This is a genomic window from Curtobacterium sp. MCBD17_019, assembly GCF_003234555.1.
In the GTDB taxonomy this organism is placed as follows: Bacteria; Actinomycetota; Actinomycetes; order Actinomycetales; family Microbacteriaceae; genus Curtobacterium.
Genome location: NZ_QKTT01000018.1, coordinates 1 through 15,721, shown reverse-complemented (window position 1 = coordinate 15,721; position 15,721 = coordinate 1). Strand labels below are relative to the sequence as shown.

Annotated in this window: 12 protein-coding genes; 8 read left to right on the top strand and 4 right to left on the bottom strand. The window is 71.6% G+C overall.

All coding sequences use genetic code 11. The annotated features are described in order from the left end of the window. Positions 1-6: 6 nt before the first annotated feature. Positions 7-795: an AraC family transcriptional regulator gene (locus DEI82_RS14245; protein WP_111012791.1), complete on the bottom strand. Its 789-nt coding sequence runs from the start codon at positions 793-795 to the stop codon at positions 7-9. A gap of 49 nt (positions 796-844) precedes the next feature. On the opposite strand from DEI82_RS14245, the gene DEI82_RS14240 reads away from it, so the two are divergent. The 3 genes from DEI82_RS14240 to pgi all read left to right on the top strand — a co-directional run bounded on the left by DEI82_RS14240 (position 845) and on the right by pgi (position 4,445). Next, a complete protein-coding gene (locus tag DEI82_RS14240; protein ID WP_220037285.1) occupies positions 845-1,288 on the top strand; it encodes a DUF2000 family protein in 444 nt (147 codons plus the stop codon). 95 nt (positions 1,289-1,383) lie between these two features. Beyond that, positions 1,384-2,370 (top strand): aldo/keto reductase, encoded by a 987-nt coding sequence (locus DEI82_RS14235; RefSeq protein WP_111037361.1) that lies wholly within the window; start codon positions 1,384-1,386, stop codon positions 2,368-2,370. Positions 2,371-2,717: 347 nt separating this feature from the next. After that, positions 2,718-4,445: a glucose-6-phosphate isomerase gene (gene pgi / locus DEI82_RS14230; protein ID WP_111011335.1), complete on the top strand. Its 1,728-nt coding sequence runs from the start codon at positions 2,718-2,720 to the stop codon at positions 4,443-4,445. A 166-nt stretch (positions 4,446-4,611) separates the two neighbouring features. Here pgi and DEI82_RS14225 read toward each other — a convergent pair whose 3' ends face one another. Further along, the gene (locus DEI82_RS14225) at positions 4,612-5,856 is read right to left on the bottom strand and encodes an endo-1,4-beta-xylanase (protein ID WP_111037360.1); all 1,245 of its coding nucleotides are present in this window, start codon (positions 5,854-5,856) and stop codon (positions 4,612-4,614) included. A gap of 271 nt (positions 5,857-6,127) precedes the next feature. Between DEI82_RS14225 and DEI82_RS14220 the strand changes: the two genes are divergently transcribed. After that, positions 6,128-7,423 carry an LCP family protein gene (locus DEI82_RS14220; protein ID WP_258372079.1) on the top strand — a complete coding sequence of 432 codons (1,296 nt, stop codon included), beginning with the start codon at positions 6,128-6,130 and terminating at the stop codon, positions 7,421-7,423. Between the two features lie 13 nt (positions 7,424-7,436). Here the strand turns inward: DEI82_RS14220 and DEI82_RS14215 are convergent, their stop codons facing one another. Further along, a complete protein-coding gene (locus DEI82_RS14215) occupies positions 7,437-8,468 on the bottom strand; it encodes a LacI family DNA-binding transcriptional regulator (RefSeq protein WP_111037358.1) in 1,032 nt (343 codons plus the stop codon). Positions 8,469-8,625: 157 nt separating this feature from the next. On the opposite strand from DEI82_RS14215, the gene DEI82_RS14210 reads away from it, so the two are divergent. The 4 genes from DEI82_RS14210 (at position 8,626) to DEI82_RS14195 (ending at position 14,461) form a co-directional block, all read left to right on the top strand. Next, positions 8,626-9,924 carry an ABC transporter substrate-binding protein gene (locus DEI82_RS14210; RefSeq protein ID WP_111037357.1) on the top strand — a complete coding sequence of 433 codons (1,299 nt, stop codon included), beginning with the start codon at positions 8,626-8,628 and terminating at the stop codon, positions 9,922-9,924. A 22-nt stretch (positions 9,925-9,946) separates the two neighbouring features. After that, positions 9,947-10,960, top strand: a complete 1,014-nt coding sequence (locus DEI82_RS14205) for a carbohydrate ABC transporter permease (RefSeq protein WP_111027433.1) — start codon at positions 9,947-9,949, stop codon at positions 10,958-10,960. After that, positions 10,960-11,886 (top strand): carbohydrate ABC transporter permease, encoded by a 927-nt coding sequence (locus tag DEI82_RS14200; protein WP_258372077.1) that lies wholly within the window; start codon positions 10,960-10,962, stop codon positions 11,884-11,886. Before DEI82_RS14205 ends, DEI82_RS14200 begins: the two co-directional genes overlap by 1 nt. Before the next feature lie 148 nt (positions 11,887-12,034). Beyond that, a complete protein-coding gene (locus DEI82_RS14195) occupies positions 12,035-14,461 on the top strand; it encodes a beta-glucosidase (RefSeq protein ID WP_111037385.1) in 2,427 nt (808 codons plus the stop codon). A 121-nt stretch (positions 14,462-14,582) separates the two neighbouring features. Here the strand turns inward: DEI82_RS14195 and DEI82_RS14190 are convergent, their stop codons facing one another. Continuing rightward, positions 14,583-15,467, bottom strand: coding sequence for a phytanoyl-CoA dioxygenase family protein (locus DEI82_RS14190; RefSeq protein ID WP_111012785.1), 885 nt, complete (start codon positions 15,465-15,467; stop codon positions 14,583-14,585). Positions 15,468-15,721 lie beyond the last annotated feature (254 nt).

The window sequence follows — 15,721 nt, the reverse complement described above, 5'->3', positions numbered from 1 at the left end:
AGCGCTCTACGCCGCGGCGAACGTCCCCGGCGTCGTCCCGAGCACGCGACGGAACTGCCGCGTCATGTGGGGTTGGTCCGCGAACCCGGCCTCGGCGGCGGCGTCGACCGGGCGGCGTCCCGCGAGCAGGAGTCGGCGCGCCAGGTCGACCCGCCGCGCCGACACGTACTGGTGCGGTGCGATCCGGAACGCCGCCGAGAACACGCGGGCGAGGTGTGCCGGGTGGACGTGCAGCGCGGCGGCCGCGTCGGCGATGGTGAGCTGCTCGGTCAGGTGCTCGTCGAGCATCGCGCGGAAGCGTCGGGCGAGGACCGGGTCGTCGCGGTCCGTGGCGTCCGCGCCGAACGCGTCGCGGAACCGGGCGCCGAGGCGCAGGACGCCGAACTCGACGGCCAGGGCGGCCGTCGTCGGCGCGGCCTGCGCGAGCGCGGCGTGGATGCTGGCCACGCCCGCCGCGAGCGTCCCGTCCGTGAACGCCGGGTGGTGGACCGCGCCGCCGATCGTCCCCGCCGGCAGCCACTCCGGTTCGAGGTACAGCACCCGCTTGCGGTAGCGCTCGCCGCCGGTGGCGGTGCGCCCGGTGTGCGGGACGCCCGGCGGCAGGACCGTGAGCGTCCCGGGCATCACGTGGTGCCGTCGGCCGTCGAGTTCGTAGACGACGGCACCGTCGTCGACCGTCAGGAGGGTCCAGCTGTCGTGCGTGTGCGCCGGGTACGCGTGCTCGAGGTGCTCCGCGTGCAGCACCTCGCGCACCAGGGGCACGGCGGGCCGCCACGCGCGCACGGACTCGACCATGCAAGGAACGTACAAGACGACCGGGTGTGCCCGGCGCGATCGTGGGGACATGGCACCGCTCGACGACACCACCACCGAACCCGTCCGCTTCGACACGAAGGTCGTCGTGGTGCTCCACGACCACCTGCTGCCCTGGCAGGAGCTCAACGTCACCGCGTTCCTGACGAGCGGCATCGCCACGAGTGAGCCGGACCTCGTCGGGGAGCCCTACGCGGACGCGGACGGCAACCGGTACCTCCCGATGCTCCGGCAGCCGGTGATGGTGATGTCGGCCGGCCCCGAGGTCCTCGCCGCCGCGCGGACCCGGGCGCTCACCCGCGGCGTCCCGCTCGCCCTGTACACGCGCGACCTGTTCGCGACGGGGCACGACGCCGCCAACCGCGCTGCCGTCGCCGCCGTGGCGGCCGACGACCTCGATCTGGTCGGCATCGCCGTGCGCGGGCCCCGGAACGCGGTGGACAAGATCACGAAGGGTGCGCGCATGCACGCCTGACGCGCGCCCCGCGGTGTCCACGCAGCCCCGAGGCGCGGCGAGCACCATGGAGGTCGTGCACCGGCTGGTCCTCGGCCGGGCAGACAGGAGACAGCATGGAAACCCGCACACTCGGCGACCTGCAGGTCGGTGCGATCGGCCTCGGCACGATGGGCATGAGCGCCTTCTACACGGGCGCCGGCACGGACGACGCGGAGTCGGTCCGCACGATCCACCGGGCGATCGACCTCGGCGTCTCGTTCTTCGACACGGCGGAGGCGTACGGGCCGTACACGAACGAGGAACTCCTCGCCCGCGCGCTCGGCGACCGTCGCGACGACGTCGTCATCGCGACGAAGTTCGGCCTGATCCGTCACGTCGAGGGCGAGACGACCCCGAGCACGGAGCGGCACATCACCTCGGACCCCCGGTCGGTCCGCATCGCGCTCGAGGGGTCGCTGCGCCGGCTCGGCACGGACCACGTCGACCTCTACTACCAGCACCGTGTCGACCCGGAGGTCCCGATCGAGGACGTCATCGGGCAGCTCGCCGGCTTCGTGCAGGAGGGCAAGATCCGTCACATCGGCATGTCCGAGGCGAGCGCCGCCACCATCCGCCGGGCGCACGCCGTCCACCCGATCACCGCGCTCCAGAGCGAGTACTCGCTGTGGACGCGGGACCCCGAGGGCGAGGTGCTCGACACCCTGCGGGAGCTCGGCATCGGGCTCGTGCCGTACTCGCCGCTGGGACGGGGGTTCCTGACCGGCGCGATCACGAAGCCGTCCGACCTCGAATCGAGCGACTTCCGCCTGGCGAACCCCCGGTTCCAGGAGGAGGCGTTCGCGGCGAACATGCGCATCGTCGACGAGGTGCGCACGGTCGCGGACGAGGTCGGCGGCACACCCGCGCAGGTCGCGCTCGCATGGCTGTTGGCGCAGGGCGAGGACCTCGTGCCCATCCCGGGCACGAAGCGTGTCTCGCGGCTCGAGGAGAACCTCGGCGCGGCGGACCTCACGCTGAGCGACGAGCAGGTCGCGCGGCTCTCCGCACTGCCGGCACCCACCGGCGACCGCTACCCGGACATGGCCCCCATCGGGCGCTGACCGGACCGGCGCTGACCGGACGGGCGCTGACCCGGACGGGCGCTGACCGGACCGGCGCTGACCGGACGGGCGCTGACCCGGACGGGCGCTGACCCGGACGGGCGCTGACCCGGTCGGGCGCTGACCCGATCGGGCGCTGACCGAGCGCGTCGTCGCCCCGCGGGGCGAGCCGCGACGGACGGGAGGGACGGTGCCGGACCGCCCCGTCCCTCCCCAGCGTCCCCTGTCGCCCGGTCGTCCCCACCTGCCGCCGGGGGGAGCGGCAGGGGAATAGATTTGGACCCGGCCCGCCGCGCAGCGCCGCGTGATCCGCGAGCCGTGCACCGTTCCCTGTTCAGGAGGACCCCTTGACCGAATCCGCTCCCGTCGATCCCACCTCGACCGAGGCCTGGCGCGCCCTGGCCGGCATCGCCGACGGTTTCACGCCGGACCTGCGTGGGTGGTTCGACGCCGACCCGGACCGGGCCGACCGGTACACCTTCCAGGCCGCCGACCTCACCGTCGACCTGTCGAAGGGCCTCGTGACCGAGGAGATCCTCGGCCACCTGCTGCAGCTCGCGCAGGACGTCGACGTCCCCGGCCGGTACCAGGCGATGATCCGCGGCGAGCACATCAACGTCACCGAGGACCGCGCCGTGCTCCACACCGCGCTGCGTCGCCCGGCCGCCGGTTCCGACCTGGTCCCGCCGGCGGGCTTCGAGGTCGACGGGCAGGACGTCGACGCCGACGTGCAGGCCACGCTCGACAAGGTGTACGGGTTCGCCGAGCAGGTGCGGTCGGGGGCGTGGAAGGGCGTCACCGGCAAGCGCATCGAGACCGTCGTCAACATCGGCATCGGCGGGTCGGACCTCGGCCCCGTCATGGTCTACGAGGCGCTCAAGCCATACGTGCAGCAGGGGCTCGAGGCCCGCTTCGTCTCGAACATCGACCCCGCCGACATCTACGAGAAGACCGCGGACCTCGACCCGGAGACGACGCTGTTCATCGTCGCGTCGAAGACCTTCGGCACGCTCGAGACCCTGACGAACGCCCGGCTGGCCCGCCAGTGGCTGTGGGAGCGGCTCGGTGCCGCCGGTGCGATCGAGGACACCGACGAGTCCCGCAAGGACGCCGTCGCCAAGCACTTCGTCGCCGTCTCGACCGCGCTCGACAAGGTCGCCGCGTTCGGCATCGACCCCGAGAACGCGTTCGGGTTCTGGGACTGGGTGGGCGGCCGCTACTCGGTCGACTCGGCCATCGGCACGTCGGTCGTCATCGCGATCGGGCCGGACAACTGGCGCGACTTCCTCGCCGGGTTCCACGCGGTCGATGAGCACATGCGCACCGCGCCGCTCGAGCAGAACGTCCCCGTGCTCATGGGCCTGCTCAACGTCTGGTACTCGAACTTCCTCGGTGCCCAGAGCCACGCGGTCCTGCCCTACACGCAGTACCTGCACCGTTTCGCCGCCTACCTGCAGCAGCTCACGATGGAGTCGAACGGCAAGCGGGTCCGCTGGGACGGCTCCCCGGTCACGACCGACACCGGCGAGGTCTTCTGGGGCGAGCCGGGCACGAACGGCCAGCACGCCTTCTACCAGCTCATCCACCAGGGCACCCGGCTGATCCCGGCGGACTTCATCGCCGTCGCGAACCCGGCGCACCCGCTGCAGGACGAGACCGGTGACGGTGGCGCCGTGCAGCCCGGACAGGACGTCCACGCGCTGTTCATGGCGAACTTCTTCGCGCAGACCAAGGCGCTCGCGTTCGGCAAGACGGCGGACGAGGTCCGCGCCGAGGGCACGAAGGAGTCCGTCGTGCCGGCCCGCGAGTTCCCGGGCAACCGACCGACCGCGTCGATCCTCGCACCGGCACTCACGCCGAGCGTCGTCGGTCAGCTCATCGCGCTGTACGAGCACATCGTGTTCACCGAGGGCACGATCTGGGGCATCGACTCGTTCGACCAGTGGGGTGTCGAGCTCGGCAAGCAGCTCGCGCTGCAGATCGCTCCCGCGGTCGACGGCGACACCGAGGCGCTCGCGTCGCAGGACGCCTCGACGAAGGCGCTCATCGCGAAGTACCTCGAGCTGCGCGGCTGACGCGCGTGCCGGGCGCGCAGATGCGCGCCCGGACGACGAGGGCGCGGTCCGACGACCGCGCCCTCGTCGTCTGTCCGCGCCCGTTCGGGTGGTTCCGCAACCCAGGGAACGGTCGGGAGGGACAGGACGGGCCGGTGCCGTGCCTCCCGGCCGCCGGTCGGTGCGGTCAGGCAGCCGGGACGGTCAGGGCGATCCGCTGCGCGTCCGATCCGAGCGTGAAGGGCGTCGTCGTGCCGGCGAGCCGTGCCGCGTAGTCGCCGCGGAAGCCGCTCACACGGACCTCGCCGCGTCCGTCGGTGACGAGTTCGGTCGGTCCGAGCCACCACACGTCGCGGACGAGGCGGCGCAGCGCCTCGTAGGAGGGCTTGGGGGAGCCGTCCGCCCGGACGAGTCCGATCGGCGCGCCGAGCCACGCGCCCGCGTCGGTGATGCCCCAGTACGTGATGGCCTCGACGGCCTCGTGCCCCACGAGGCTCCGGTAGTGCCGCTCGATCTCGTCGGCCTGCCGCGCCTCGCCCTCGGGCGTCGACGGCCATGACGGCACCTGGTGGTCGTTGAGGTCCTCGATCTCCGCGGGCATGAGTTCGCCGGACACGAGCGAGGACTCGGTCATGTGGATCGGGAGGCCGAACCGCGCGAACCGGTCGACCGTCGCGAGCATCGTGTCCTCGCCCCAGTAGCCCTGGTGCATGTGCGTCTGCAGACCGAGGGCGTCGAGCGTGATCCCCGCGTCGAGGACCTCCTCGACGAGGTGTTCGTAGTCGCTCGACAGGTCGAAGTCGTTGAGCAGGAGCCGGGCCTCCGGGTTCGTCGCACGGGCCTCCTCGAACGCCATCCGGATCATCGGCACGCGGCCCCGGGCGCGGGCGAGGGGTGTGATGGCGTTGTCGCCGTTGTCGAACACCGGCATGATGACGACCTCGTTGATCGCGTCCCAGGTGTCGACGAGCCCGGCGAAGTCGGCGACCTCACGCCGGATGCGCGCACGCTGCAGTCGCTCCACCTCGTCGAGCGGCAGGCCGAGCAGCCAGTCCGGCTGCACGGTGTGCCAGACGAGCGGATGACCCTTGAGCGCGATCCCACGGTCGCGGAACCACCGCGCCGCGGCCCGGAGGCGTGTGGTGTCGGGCGCGCCCCGCTCCGGTTCGAACCGTCCCCAGTAGAAGGGGAGGGTCGCCGTGTTGAACACCTCGGCGTACCGCTCCGCGAGCGCCTCGGTCCCGACGTCGTCGGGCTCGCCGTTCGCCAGGCCGATGAAGTCGAAGCCGATGTTGCCGAACACGAAGGCGTGGCGGGTCTGCTCGACGGTGATCGGGACGGCGGGCTGCGGGGTGCCGGCGGCGTCGACGACGGCGAGGACGGCCTCGCCGAGCCGTGCGGCCGGGCCGGGCGGGGGGAGGGTCTCGTGCATGTCGGGCGCCTTCCGGACATCGTCGTCAGGTTTGTTGTGGGCGAGAACATAACACGGACGGCGTGCGACGGCGTCCGGTCGCGCCGGTTCCCGCGCGCCGCTCCGTCCGGCCGCGCCGGTTCCCGCGCGCGGCGGTGGGGCCGGACGCGGCGAACCTGAGTGCCGATTCAGGGTCGCGGCGCGGCCAGCACGCGGTTCGCACCCGCTTCCGGGATGATCCTGGGACGGCACCGAACTCCGAGGGGGACGAATGGCGCGCGAACATGCGGCAGTGAGCGGCGGCATCGCACGGCACGGACGGCTCCGCCGCTCGAGCCGGGTCGCCGCCGTCCTCCGGATCCTCGCCGCCGTCGTCGCGGTCGCGGTCGTGAGTTCCGGTTCCGTCGCGGCGATCGCGACCTGGCAAGTACTGCAGGGCGCCAAGCCCGCGGTGACGCTGGCGTTGCCGGGCGTGAGGCACGAGACCGTCCCGACGCTCACCGCGCAGTCGGGCGAGGTCGACATGCTGCTCGTCGCCACCGACACCCGGACCGGGCAGGGCGCGGGGTTCACCGGCGCGGCGAACCAGGCCGCGAGTTCCGGGGTCGGGCACAACGACACGACGATCCTGGTCCACATCTCGCAGGACCACACGCACATGGCCGTCGTCAGCTTCCCCCGCGACCTCATGGTGCCCATCCCGGCGTGCACGAACGACGACGGCTCGGTCACACCGGCCTCCTCGAGGGCGATGCTCAACACGGCGCTCTCGCGCGGTGGGGAGCGCCACGGCCTCGCCTGCGTCGCGGGGACCATCAGCCAGCTGACCGGCGTTCCGATCTCCTACGCCGGCATGGTCACGTTCGACGGCGTCGTGCGGATGGCGGACGCGGTCGGCGGGGTCCAGGTCTGCCTCGCCACGCCGATCCACGACCACAACGTGTCCCCGGCGATCGACCTGCCCGCGGGTACCCGCTCACTGTCGGGCGCCCAGGCCGCCGCGTTCCTCCGGTCGCGGGACGGCGTCGGCGACGGCAGTGACCTCGCCCGCATCAGCAACCAGCAGACGTTCATGTCCGCCCTCGCGCGCCAGGTCGTCTCGGCCGGGACGCTGACGAACCCCGCGAAGGTGCTCCGCCTGGCCGACACCGCGTTCCGCAGCATGACGCTCTCGGACACCCTGACGGATCCGCGGACCCTCGCGCGCCTCGCGCTGGCCGTCACGACGGTCGGCCTGTCGAACATGGTGTTCGTGCAGTACCCCGTGGTCGACGACCCCGAGGACCCGAACCGGGTCGACGTCGCGACGGACCCGGCGGGGATCCTGAACGCCGCGCTCCGTCACGACGACCCGATCGCGCTCTCGGCCGGCAGCCTCGGTCGCTCGGCCGTGGTCGACCCGAACCCGCCGAAGGCGGCCGCCCCCACCGTTCCGCCGTGGCACGCTGCGGGAGGCCCGTCCAAGCCGGCAACGGCGCCCTCGTCGGGCGCGTCCACCCCGAGCGCGCCGGCCACGACGGCGCAGCTCCCCGGGTCCGTGTCGGGGCAGAGCGCCGCCACGGTGACCTGCGCGGCGGGGCGGGACTGACCTCCGGCCCGCCTCAGCGCGTGGGGGCCGGTCCGGTGCTCGCGCGGACCACGAGCGTCGCGGGCAGCTGCACGTGCTGCGGGACGTCCTGTCCGCGGAGCAGGTTGAGGAGCATGTGCACGGCCTCGGCGCCGAGGTCGTGCAGTGGCTGCGCGACCGTCGTGAGCGGCGGGGTGGCGTTCGCGGCGAGGGGGACGTCGTCGAAGCCGACGACCGACAGGTCCTCGGGCACGCGGAGACCGAGCTCGTGCGCGACCTCGAGCACCCCGAGCGCCGAGATGTCGTTCGCCGCGAACACCGCGGTCGGACGGTCCGAACGGGTGAGGAGCGCACGGGCGACCTCGGCGGAGAGCGCGGTCTGGTACCCGCCGACCCGCACGAGCTCCGGGTCGAACGGGATGCCGGCCGCGGCGAGGGACTCCCGGTAGCCGGTCTCCCGGAGCTCGGCGGACGCCAGGTCCTCGCGGCCGCGGATGTGCGCGATGCGCCGGTGTCCGAGGTCGATGAGGTGCTCGGTCGCTGCCCGCGCACCGCCGACGTTGTCGGAGTCGATCGCCGCGTGGCCCTCGGGACCGGTGTGCGGGTCGATCGACACGACCGGCACCGACGTCGACGACATGAGCGTCGTGGGCGTGACGACGATCGCGCCGTCGATGAGGGTCCCGGCGAGCCGCGACAGTGACCGGCGCTCCCAGCCCGGCCGGGTCTCGCCCGACACGAGTCCGGCGTACGCGAGGAGCTCGTACCCCGTGCCGGTCGCCGCGGACGAGATGCCCTTGAGCAGCTCGGTGGAGAACGGCTCGAACTCGGTGACGAGGATGCCGATCACGTCGGTGCGGCTCCGACGGAGGCTCCGGGCGACGAGGGAGCTCTCGTAGCCGAGGGACTCGATCACCTCGAGCACGCGCTTCGACGTCGCGGGTGCCACCCCGTCGCGCCCGTTGATGACCTTCGAGACCGTCGGCACGGACACCCCGGCCGCGCGCGCGACGTCGCTGATGGTGGCGCGCCCGGGCGGGGGAGCGGACTCTGCGACGGTCTCCACGTGCTCACCGTACCGCCCGGATCGTGCGACACGAGTCGTCGCCGCGCCCGCCGAAATCGTTATCGATATCGATTGACAACGCCAGCCACGCCTGCCACGCTCTCGTCTGCGGCACTCGAAGCCGCATGTCAACGACGACTACCGAGGGGTTTCCACAATGACGAGGAAGATCAAGCTCGCGACGGCCATCGCGCTGGCCGCGGGCACCGCACTGCTCGCCACGGGCTGTTCGAGCGGCGGTTCGGACAACGCGTCGGGGAACGGCAAGGTCACCATGACCTTCTGGCACAACTCGACCACCGGCCCGGGCAAGGCGTTCTGGGCGGACACCGTCAAGGACTTCGAGGCCGCCCACCCGAACGTCACCATCAAGGTCCAGGCAATCCAGAACGAGGACCTCGACGGCAAGCTCCAGACGGCACTCAACTCCGGCGACGCCCCCGACATCTTCCTGCAGCGGGGCGGCGGCAAGATGAAGGCCATGGTCGACGCCGGCCAGGTCATGGACATCTCCGGCTCGATCGACAAGGCCTCGAAGGCCGCGATCAACAAGGGCACGTTCGCCGGCTACGAGCAGGGCGGCAAGACCTACGCCATGCCGATCGACGTCCTGCCCGAGGGCATCTGGTACAGCCAGGACCTGTTCAAGGCCGCCGGGATCACGAGCACCCCGAAGACCATGACCGAACTGAACGCGGACATCGCCAAGCTCAAGAAGTCGGGCGTCGCACCGGTCGCCGTCGGTGCCAAGGACGCCTGGCCCGCCGCGCACTGGTACTACAACTTCGCGCTCCGGGAGTGCAGCCAGGCCACGCTGAACAAGACCGCGTCCAACCTGAAGTTCGACAGCAGCTGCTGGACGAAGGCCGGCCAGGACGTCAAGGCGTTCAACGACACGAAGCCGTTCAACGACGGATTCCTCACCACGGCGGCGCAGCAGGGCGCCGGCAGCTCCGCCGGTCTCGTCGCGAACCACAAGGCGGCCATGGAGCTCATGGGCTCCTGGGACCCGGGCGTGATCTCCTCGCTCACCCCGAACGCCAAGCCGCTGCCCGACCTCGGGTTCTTCCCGTTCCCGTCGATCTCCGGCGGCTCGGGCAAGGCCGGCGCGATAATGGGTGGCCTCGACGGCTACTCGTGCTCCGCCAAGGCGCCGAAGGTGCCCTGCACCCAGTTCCTCAACTACATCGTGACGAAGTCGAGGCAGGAGGCGTACTACAAGGCGTTCGACACCATCCCGGTGAACGAGAACGCGCAGTCCGTCGTCACCGAGCCGTACCTCAAGGACGTCCTCGCCGCGTACCAGAAGGCGCCGTACGTCTCGCAGTACCTCGACACCCTCTACGGCCAGAACGTCGGCAACGCGCTGAACACGAGCGTCGTCGACCTGCTCGCCGGCAAGGGCAGCCCGGCGGACATCGTCAAGACGACCAGCCAGGCCGCGGCCAAGGGCTGATCCCGTGTCCGCGAACACCTCCATCGCTGCGGGTCGGGTCACCGACCCGCAGCGCCCCCCGGGTGCACCGGAGGCGGGGCGGGGCGCACCACGTGCCTCCCGCCCCGCCGGCCGGCGCGGTACCCGGGCCCCGGCCGACTGGCGCAAGCGGGCCGAGATCGCCGTGCTCGCCGGACCGGCGGTCGTCGTCTTCGTCGGGTTCGTGATCCTCCCGGTCGTGCTCGCCGCCTACTACGGGTTCTTCCGCTGGGCGGGCTACGGCACCCCGACCGACTTCGTCGGACTGCACAACTACGTCGTCATCTTCACCGACAGCGCGTTCCAGTCCGTCCTGCTCCACAACGCGTTCATCGTGGTGCTGTCCCTGGTCCTCCAGGGTCCGCTGGCGATCTTCCTGGCGCTGCTCCTCAACCAGAAGATCCGCGGTCGGACGCTCGTCCGGGTGCTCGTGTTCGTGCCGTACGTGATCTCCGAGGTCATCGTCGGCACCGGCTGGAGCCTCATGCTCCAGTCGAACGGGGCGGTGAACGACCTCCTGCAGGCCATCGGCCTCGGCGGCCTACGCGCGGACTGGCTGTCGAACCCGTCGATCGCGATCTGGACCCTGCTCCTCATCATCTCGTGGAAGTACATCGGGTTCGCCGTGATCCTGTTCCTCGCCGGGCTGCAGAGCATCCCCGAGGAACTGTTCGAGGCCGCCGCCATCGACGGTGCCGGCTACTGGCAGATCCAGCGACGGATCACCCTGCCGCTGCTCGGACCGACCATCCGCATCTGGGCGTTCCTGTCGATCATCGGGTCGCTCCAGCTGTTCGACCTCGTCTACATCATCTGGGGTCAGTACATCGCCTCGACCGCCGGGACCTCGACGATGGCGACGTACATGGTCGGGAACGGCCGCAACTCCGGCAACTACGGCTACGGGAACGCGGTCGCCGTGGTGATCTTCCTGATCTCCCTCATCGTCGCGCTCCTCTACCAGCGCTTCGTCCTGCGCCGCGACACCGCGGGCGCACTCACCGAGAGGAACGGCTGATGGCGACCACCACCATCGACGGCCGGGAGGCCCGCTCGGGCCGGTCCCGCGGCGTCCGGTCCAGCATCCCCGGCCCCGGCAGCACGCGTCGGCGTCGGTCGGGCGCGGCGAACACCCACGTCAACCCGATCACCTACGTCGTCGCGATCGTCTTCATCGCGGCGAACCTCGCCCCGGTCCTCTACATCGTCCTGGGCGGCTTCCGGACGAACGCGCAGATCACGACGAGCCCCGCGGGCCTGCCGGACCCACTGCAGTTCGGGAACTACGCGAGCGTGCTCTCGAGCGGGGTGTTCTGGCAGGAACTCGGCAACTCCGCGATCACGGCGATCGCCACCACGGTCGGCGTCGTGGTCCTCGGACTCATGGTGAGCTTCGTGCTCGCGCGCTACCACTTCGCCGGACGCGGGGCGCTGTACGCGCTCTTCGCCGCGGGGCTGATGTTCCCGATCACGGTCGCGATCACACCGCTCTACCTGCTCGTCAAGGACCTCGGCCTGACGAACAACCTGGCCGGGGTGATCCTGCCGCAGATCGCGTTCGCGCTGCCGACGACCGTGATCATCCTCGTGCCGTTCCTCCGGGCGATCCCCGACGAACTCGAGGAAGCCGCGTCGATCGACGGTGCGAGCCGGCTCGGGTTCTTCTTCCGGATGATCGTGCCGCTGTCGCTGCCGGGTGTCGTCACCACCGGGATCCTGGCGTTCATCGCGAGCTGGAACAGCTACATCCTGCCGCTGTTCATCCTCAACAACGAGGGGCAGTACACGCTGCCGCTCGGTGTGCAGGCGTTCTCGTCCCAGTACTCCGTGGACACCGCGAAGGTGCTCGCGTTCACGACGATGTCGATGATCCCGGCGCTCGTGTTCTTCACGATCTTCCAGCGCCGCATCGTCGGCGGCCTGACCGGCGCGGTGAAGGGATGAGCGCCTCCTGGCGTGCGTCGCGCACCATCCCGACCACCGGTCGCCCCACTCCGACGAAAGCGAGGAACGCGTGACCACCGCGATCCCCACCACCACCACCACCGACGTCGACGACCACGCCGTCATCGCCGCGGCGACGCCGCCCGCCATGCCCACCGTGTCCGACCGGGTCCGCGCCCTGCACGCGCGGATGACCCTCGAGGAGAAGGCGGCGCAGATCGTCGGCTACTGGCTCGACCAGAACGGCGTCGTCGCGCCGATGCAGGGCGAGATGGCCGCGGGGCAGGACGCCTCGGCCCCGCTGGCGGAGGTCACCCGCGACGGCATCGGCCACTTCACCCGTGTCTACGGCACGCGACCGGTCGACGCCGAGGAACGCGCGGCGTGGCTCTGGGGCGAGCAGCGCCGCCTCAAGCGCGAGACCCGGCTCGGGATCCCCGCGCTCGTGCACGAGGAGTGCCTGACCGGGCTCGCCGCATGGCGCGCCGCGACGTTCCCCACGCCACTCGCCTGGGGCGCCGCGTTCGACCCGGAACTCGTCGAACAGGTCGGTCGCGCCATCGGGGACTCCATGCGCGAACTCGGCGTGCACCAGGGGCTCGCGCCCGTGCTCGACGTCGTCCGTGACCCCCGCTGGGGCCGCGTCGACGAGTGCATCGGTGAGGACCCGTACCTGGTCGGGACCGTCGGTACCGCGTACGTGCGGGGGCTGCAGGACGCCGGCGTGCACGCCACGCTCAAGCACTTCCTCGGCTACTCCGCATCGCGCGCCGGGCGGAACCACGCCCCCGTGCACGCCGGGCCGCGCGAGGTCGCAGACGTGTTCCTGCCCCCGTTCGAGATGGCGGTCCTCGACGGTGGCGTCCGATCCGTCATGAACTCCTACGCCGAGATCGACGGCGTGCCCATGGCCGCGAACGGCGACTACCTGACCGGGGTGCTCCGGGAGCGCCTCGGGTTCGACGGCGTCGTCGTGGCGGACTACTTCGCCGTCGCGTTCCTCGAGGTCATGCACGGCGTGGCGGCCGACCGGGGTGAGGCGGCCGCGCTCGCACTCGAGGCCGGCATCGACGTCGAGCTGCCGACCGGTGACGCCTACCTGCAGCCGCTGGTCGACCGCGTCCGCTCGGGCGAGTTCGACGAGGCGTACGTCGACCGTGCGGTGCTCCGCGTGCTCGCGCAGAAGGAGTCGCTCGGCCTGCTCGACGACGACGCGTACGAGGACGAGCCGCCGACGGCGATCGACCTGGACTCGCCGCGCCACCAGGCGCTCGCCCGGCGGCTCGCCGAGGAGTCGATCGTGCTCCTCCACAACGACGGCGTGCTGCCGATCGGGAGGTCCCGGGTCGACTCCGGCGCCGATCGTCCGGCACCCGCCCGGGTCGCCGTGATCGGTCCGAACGCGGATCGGGCCGAGGCCCTGCAGGGGTGCTACTCGTTCGCGAACCACGTGCTCGCCGGTCACCCCGACCTGCCACTCGGGTTCACGATCCCGACGGTGCTCGAGGCACTGCCCGGCGCGTTCGCCGCGGCGGGCCTCGAGGCCACCGAGATCGTGCACGCCGTCGGCTGCGCGGTCGAGGGCGACGACACGACTGGATTCGCGGAGGCCGTCGACGCGGCGGCCGCCGCCGAGCTCGCGGTCGTCGTCGTCGGCGACCAGGCCGGACTGTTCGGCCGGGGCACCGTGGGCGAGGGCAACGACTCCGAGTCACTCGAACTGCCCGGCGTGCAGCGGCAGCTCGTGGAGGCCGTGCTCGCCACCGGCACGCCGGTCGTCGTGGTCCTGCTCACCGGTCGGCCGTACGCGATCGGTTGGGCGCTCGACGGCACGGGCCCGAATCCGGGCGCGGTGCTGCAGGCGTTCTTCCCCGGTGAGGGCGGCGGGCTCGCGATCGCCGACGTGATCACCGGTCGGGTCGCACCGTCCGGGCGTCTGCCCGTGTCGCTGCCCCGGTCCGCGGGGGCGCAGCCGTACTCGTACCTGCACCCGGTGCTCGGCGGGCCGTCGGACGTCACCGCGACGGACTCGACGCCGCTCCGGCCCTTCGGGTTCGGGCTCGGGTACACGACGTTCGCGTACTCGGACCTCGTCGTCGACCGGACCGTCGGCGCCGGGGACAGGTTCACGGCCGCCGTGACCGTGACGAACACCGGTGCGACCGCGAGCGGCCACGTGGTGCAGCTGTACGGCCACGACGTCCAGGGCTCCGTGACCCGTCCGGTGGTGCAGCTGCTCGGCTACGCGCGGGTCGACCTCGAGGCGGGGGAGTCCGTCCGCGTCGCCTTCGACGTGCCGACGACGCGCTTCGCCTTCAGTGACCGCCGCATGGTCCGGGTCGTCGAGCCGGGCGACGTCGAGGTCTGGATCGGCGATCACGCGGCGGCGTCGGCGGCCCCCGTCGACACCGAGGAGACCACGGGCGGCGTCATCGTGAACGAGAAGCAGGCCGTGGCGCAGGACCTCCCGGGTTCCGCGACGCCGCGCGCGACGCTCACGATCGCGGGGCCGGTGCACGAGGTCACGACGGCGGACGAGCGGCTCGTCGCCTGGCGGGTCGTGTCGGGCGTCTGACGCGCGGTGCCCGCCGGGCGGTAGCCGGGCCTCCGCCCCGGTTCCGCGAGATCGCAGAAGATGCCGCTTCCAAGCCATGGGGAGCGGCATCTTCTGCGATTTCGGTGGGGGGGCCTGGGGGTCAGGCGCCGCCCATCATGAGGCCCTCGATGTCGTGCTTCTGCACGATGGGCGTGAGCTCGTCGACCACCGGGCAGACGAGGTGGTCGCGGACCCGCTGGGGGAGCGACTCGTGGAACGCATGCGTGACGGCCATGTCGTGGTGCTCGGCGTTCCCCGCACCGGGCGCGTCGATGCCGAGGACGAGCACCGGACGCGGCTGCGACGAGAAGTTCTGCGTGCCCCGGTGGATCGTGAGCGCGGACCGGGCCGCGATGTCACCCATGTTCGGGTACTTGCGGACGGCACGCTCGGCGTAGCGCGGCGCGAAGGACGCCGGCGGGAACATCTCGTGGTCGAACTCGGGCGAGAGGTCCCACTGCGTGCCGAGGGCGATCTCGAACGGGCCCATCTCGTCGACCGTGTCCACCGCCGTGAGGTTGAAGGCGAGGGACGTCAGCCGCCGGTCCTCACGCGTCGCCTCGGGCATCCGGAAGTCGCGGTGCCACGGCTGGTTCTTCGCACCCGGGAACGGGATGTCGAAGCCGAGCTCGACGATCTGGTACTCCGGCCCGAGGACCGCCTCGCTGAGCGCGCGCACCCACGGGTGGTCGACGATGTCGACCCAGCCGCGGAGCTGCTCGGGGTGGATCTCGACGTAGTAGCGGCGCGGACCGCGGCCCATCGTGCCGCCCTTCCGCGCGAGGGCCTGGTGGAACGCGACGTACACGTCCTCGGCCATGTCGGTCGCCCACTCGCGGGAGAAGGCGCCCTTCTTGCCGATCGTGCCGTCGGTGTAGAGCGCGCGCACGGCCTCCGCGATCTCGGGCGAAGCGCCCTCGGGAACGGGGATCCGGTCGGGGCCCCCGAGGCTGATGTCCTCGAGGTCGGTGCTGGTGTCGGTCATCGTCGTCCTTCCGCCGTCGCCCTCGCCGTCGAGGGCACGTCAGCAGTATCGTCCTCCCACCCTGCCGGGCTCCTCCGGTCATCCGCGAGATCGCACTTGTTGCCGCTCTGGACAGCGCCAGAACGGCAACAAGTGCGATCTCGCGGATGACCGGAGGAGCCCGGCAGGGTGGGAGGACGATACTGCTGACGTGCCCTCGACGGCGAGGGCACGTCAGCAGTATCGTCCTCCCACCCCTGTCTCTTATACACATC

Excerpts from the sequence above, each read along its gene's own strand:
- DEI82_RS14210 (WP_111037357.1), top strand. The coding sequence starts at position 8,626 with ATGACGAGGAAGATCAAGCTCGCGACGGCCATCGCGCTGGCCGCGGGC.
- DEI82_RS14200 (WP_258372077.1), top strand. The coding sequence starts at position 10,960 with ATGGCGACCACCACCATCGACGGCCGGGAGGCCCGCTCGGGCCGGTCC.
- DEI82_RS14190 (WP_111012785.1), bottom strand. The coding sequence starts at position 15,467 with ATGACCGACACCAGCACCGACCTCGAGGACATCAGCCTCGGGGGCCCC.
- DEI82_RS14225 (WP_111037360.1), bottom strand. The coding sequence starts at position 5,856 with ATGCACGAGACCCTCCCCCCGCCCGGCCCGGCCGCACGGCTCGGCGAG.
- DEI82_RS14240 (WP_220037285.1), top strand. The coding sequence starts at position 845 with ATGGCACCGCTCGACGACACCACCACCGAACCCGTCCGCTTCGACACG.
- DEI82_RS14245 (WP_111012791.1), bottom strand. The coding sequence starts at position 795 with ATGGTCGAGTCCGTGCGCGCGTGGCGGCCCGCCGTGCCCCTGGTGCGC.
- DEI82_RS14235 (WP_111037361.1), top strand. The coding sequence starts at position 1,384 with ATGGAAACCCGCACACTCGGCGACCTGCAGGTCGGTGCGATCGGCCTC.
- DEI82_RS14195 (WP_111037385.1), top strand. The coding sequence starts at position 12,035 with ATGCCCACCGTGTCCGACCGGGTCCGCGCCCTGCACGCGCGGATGACC.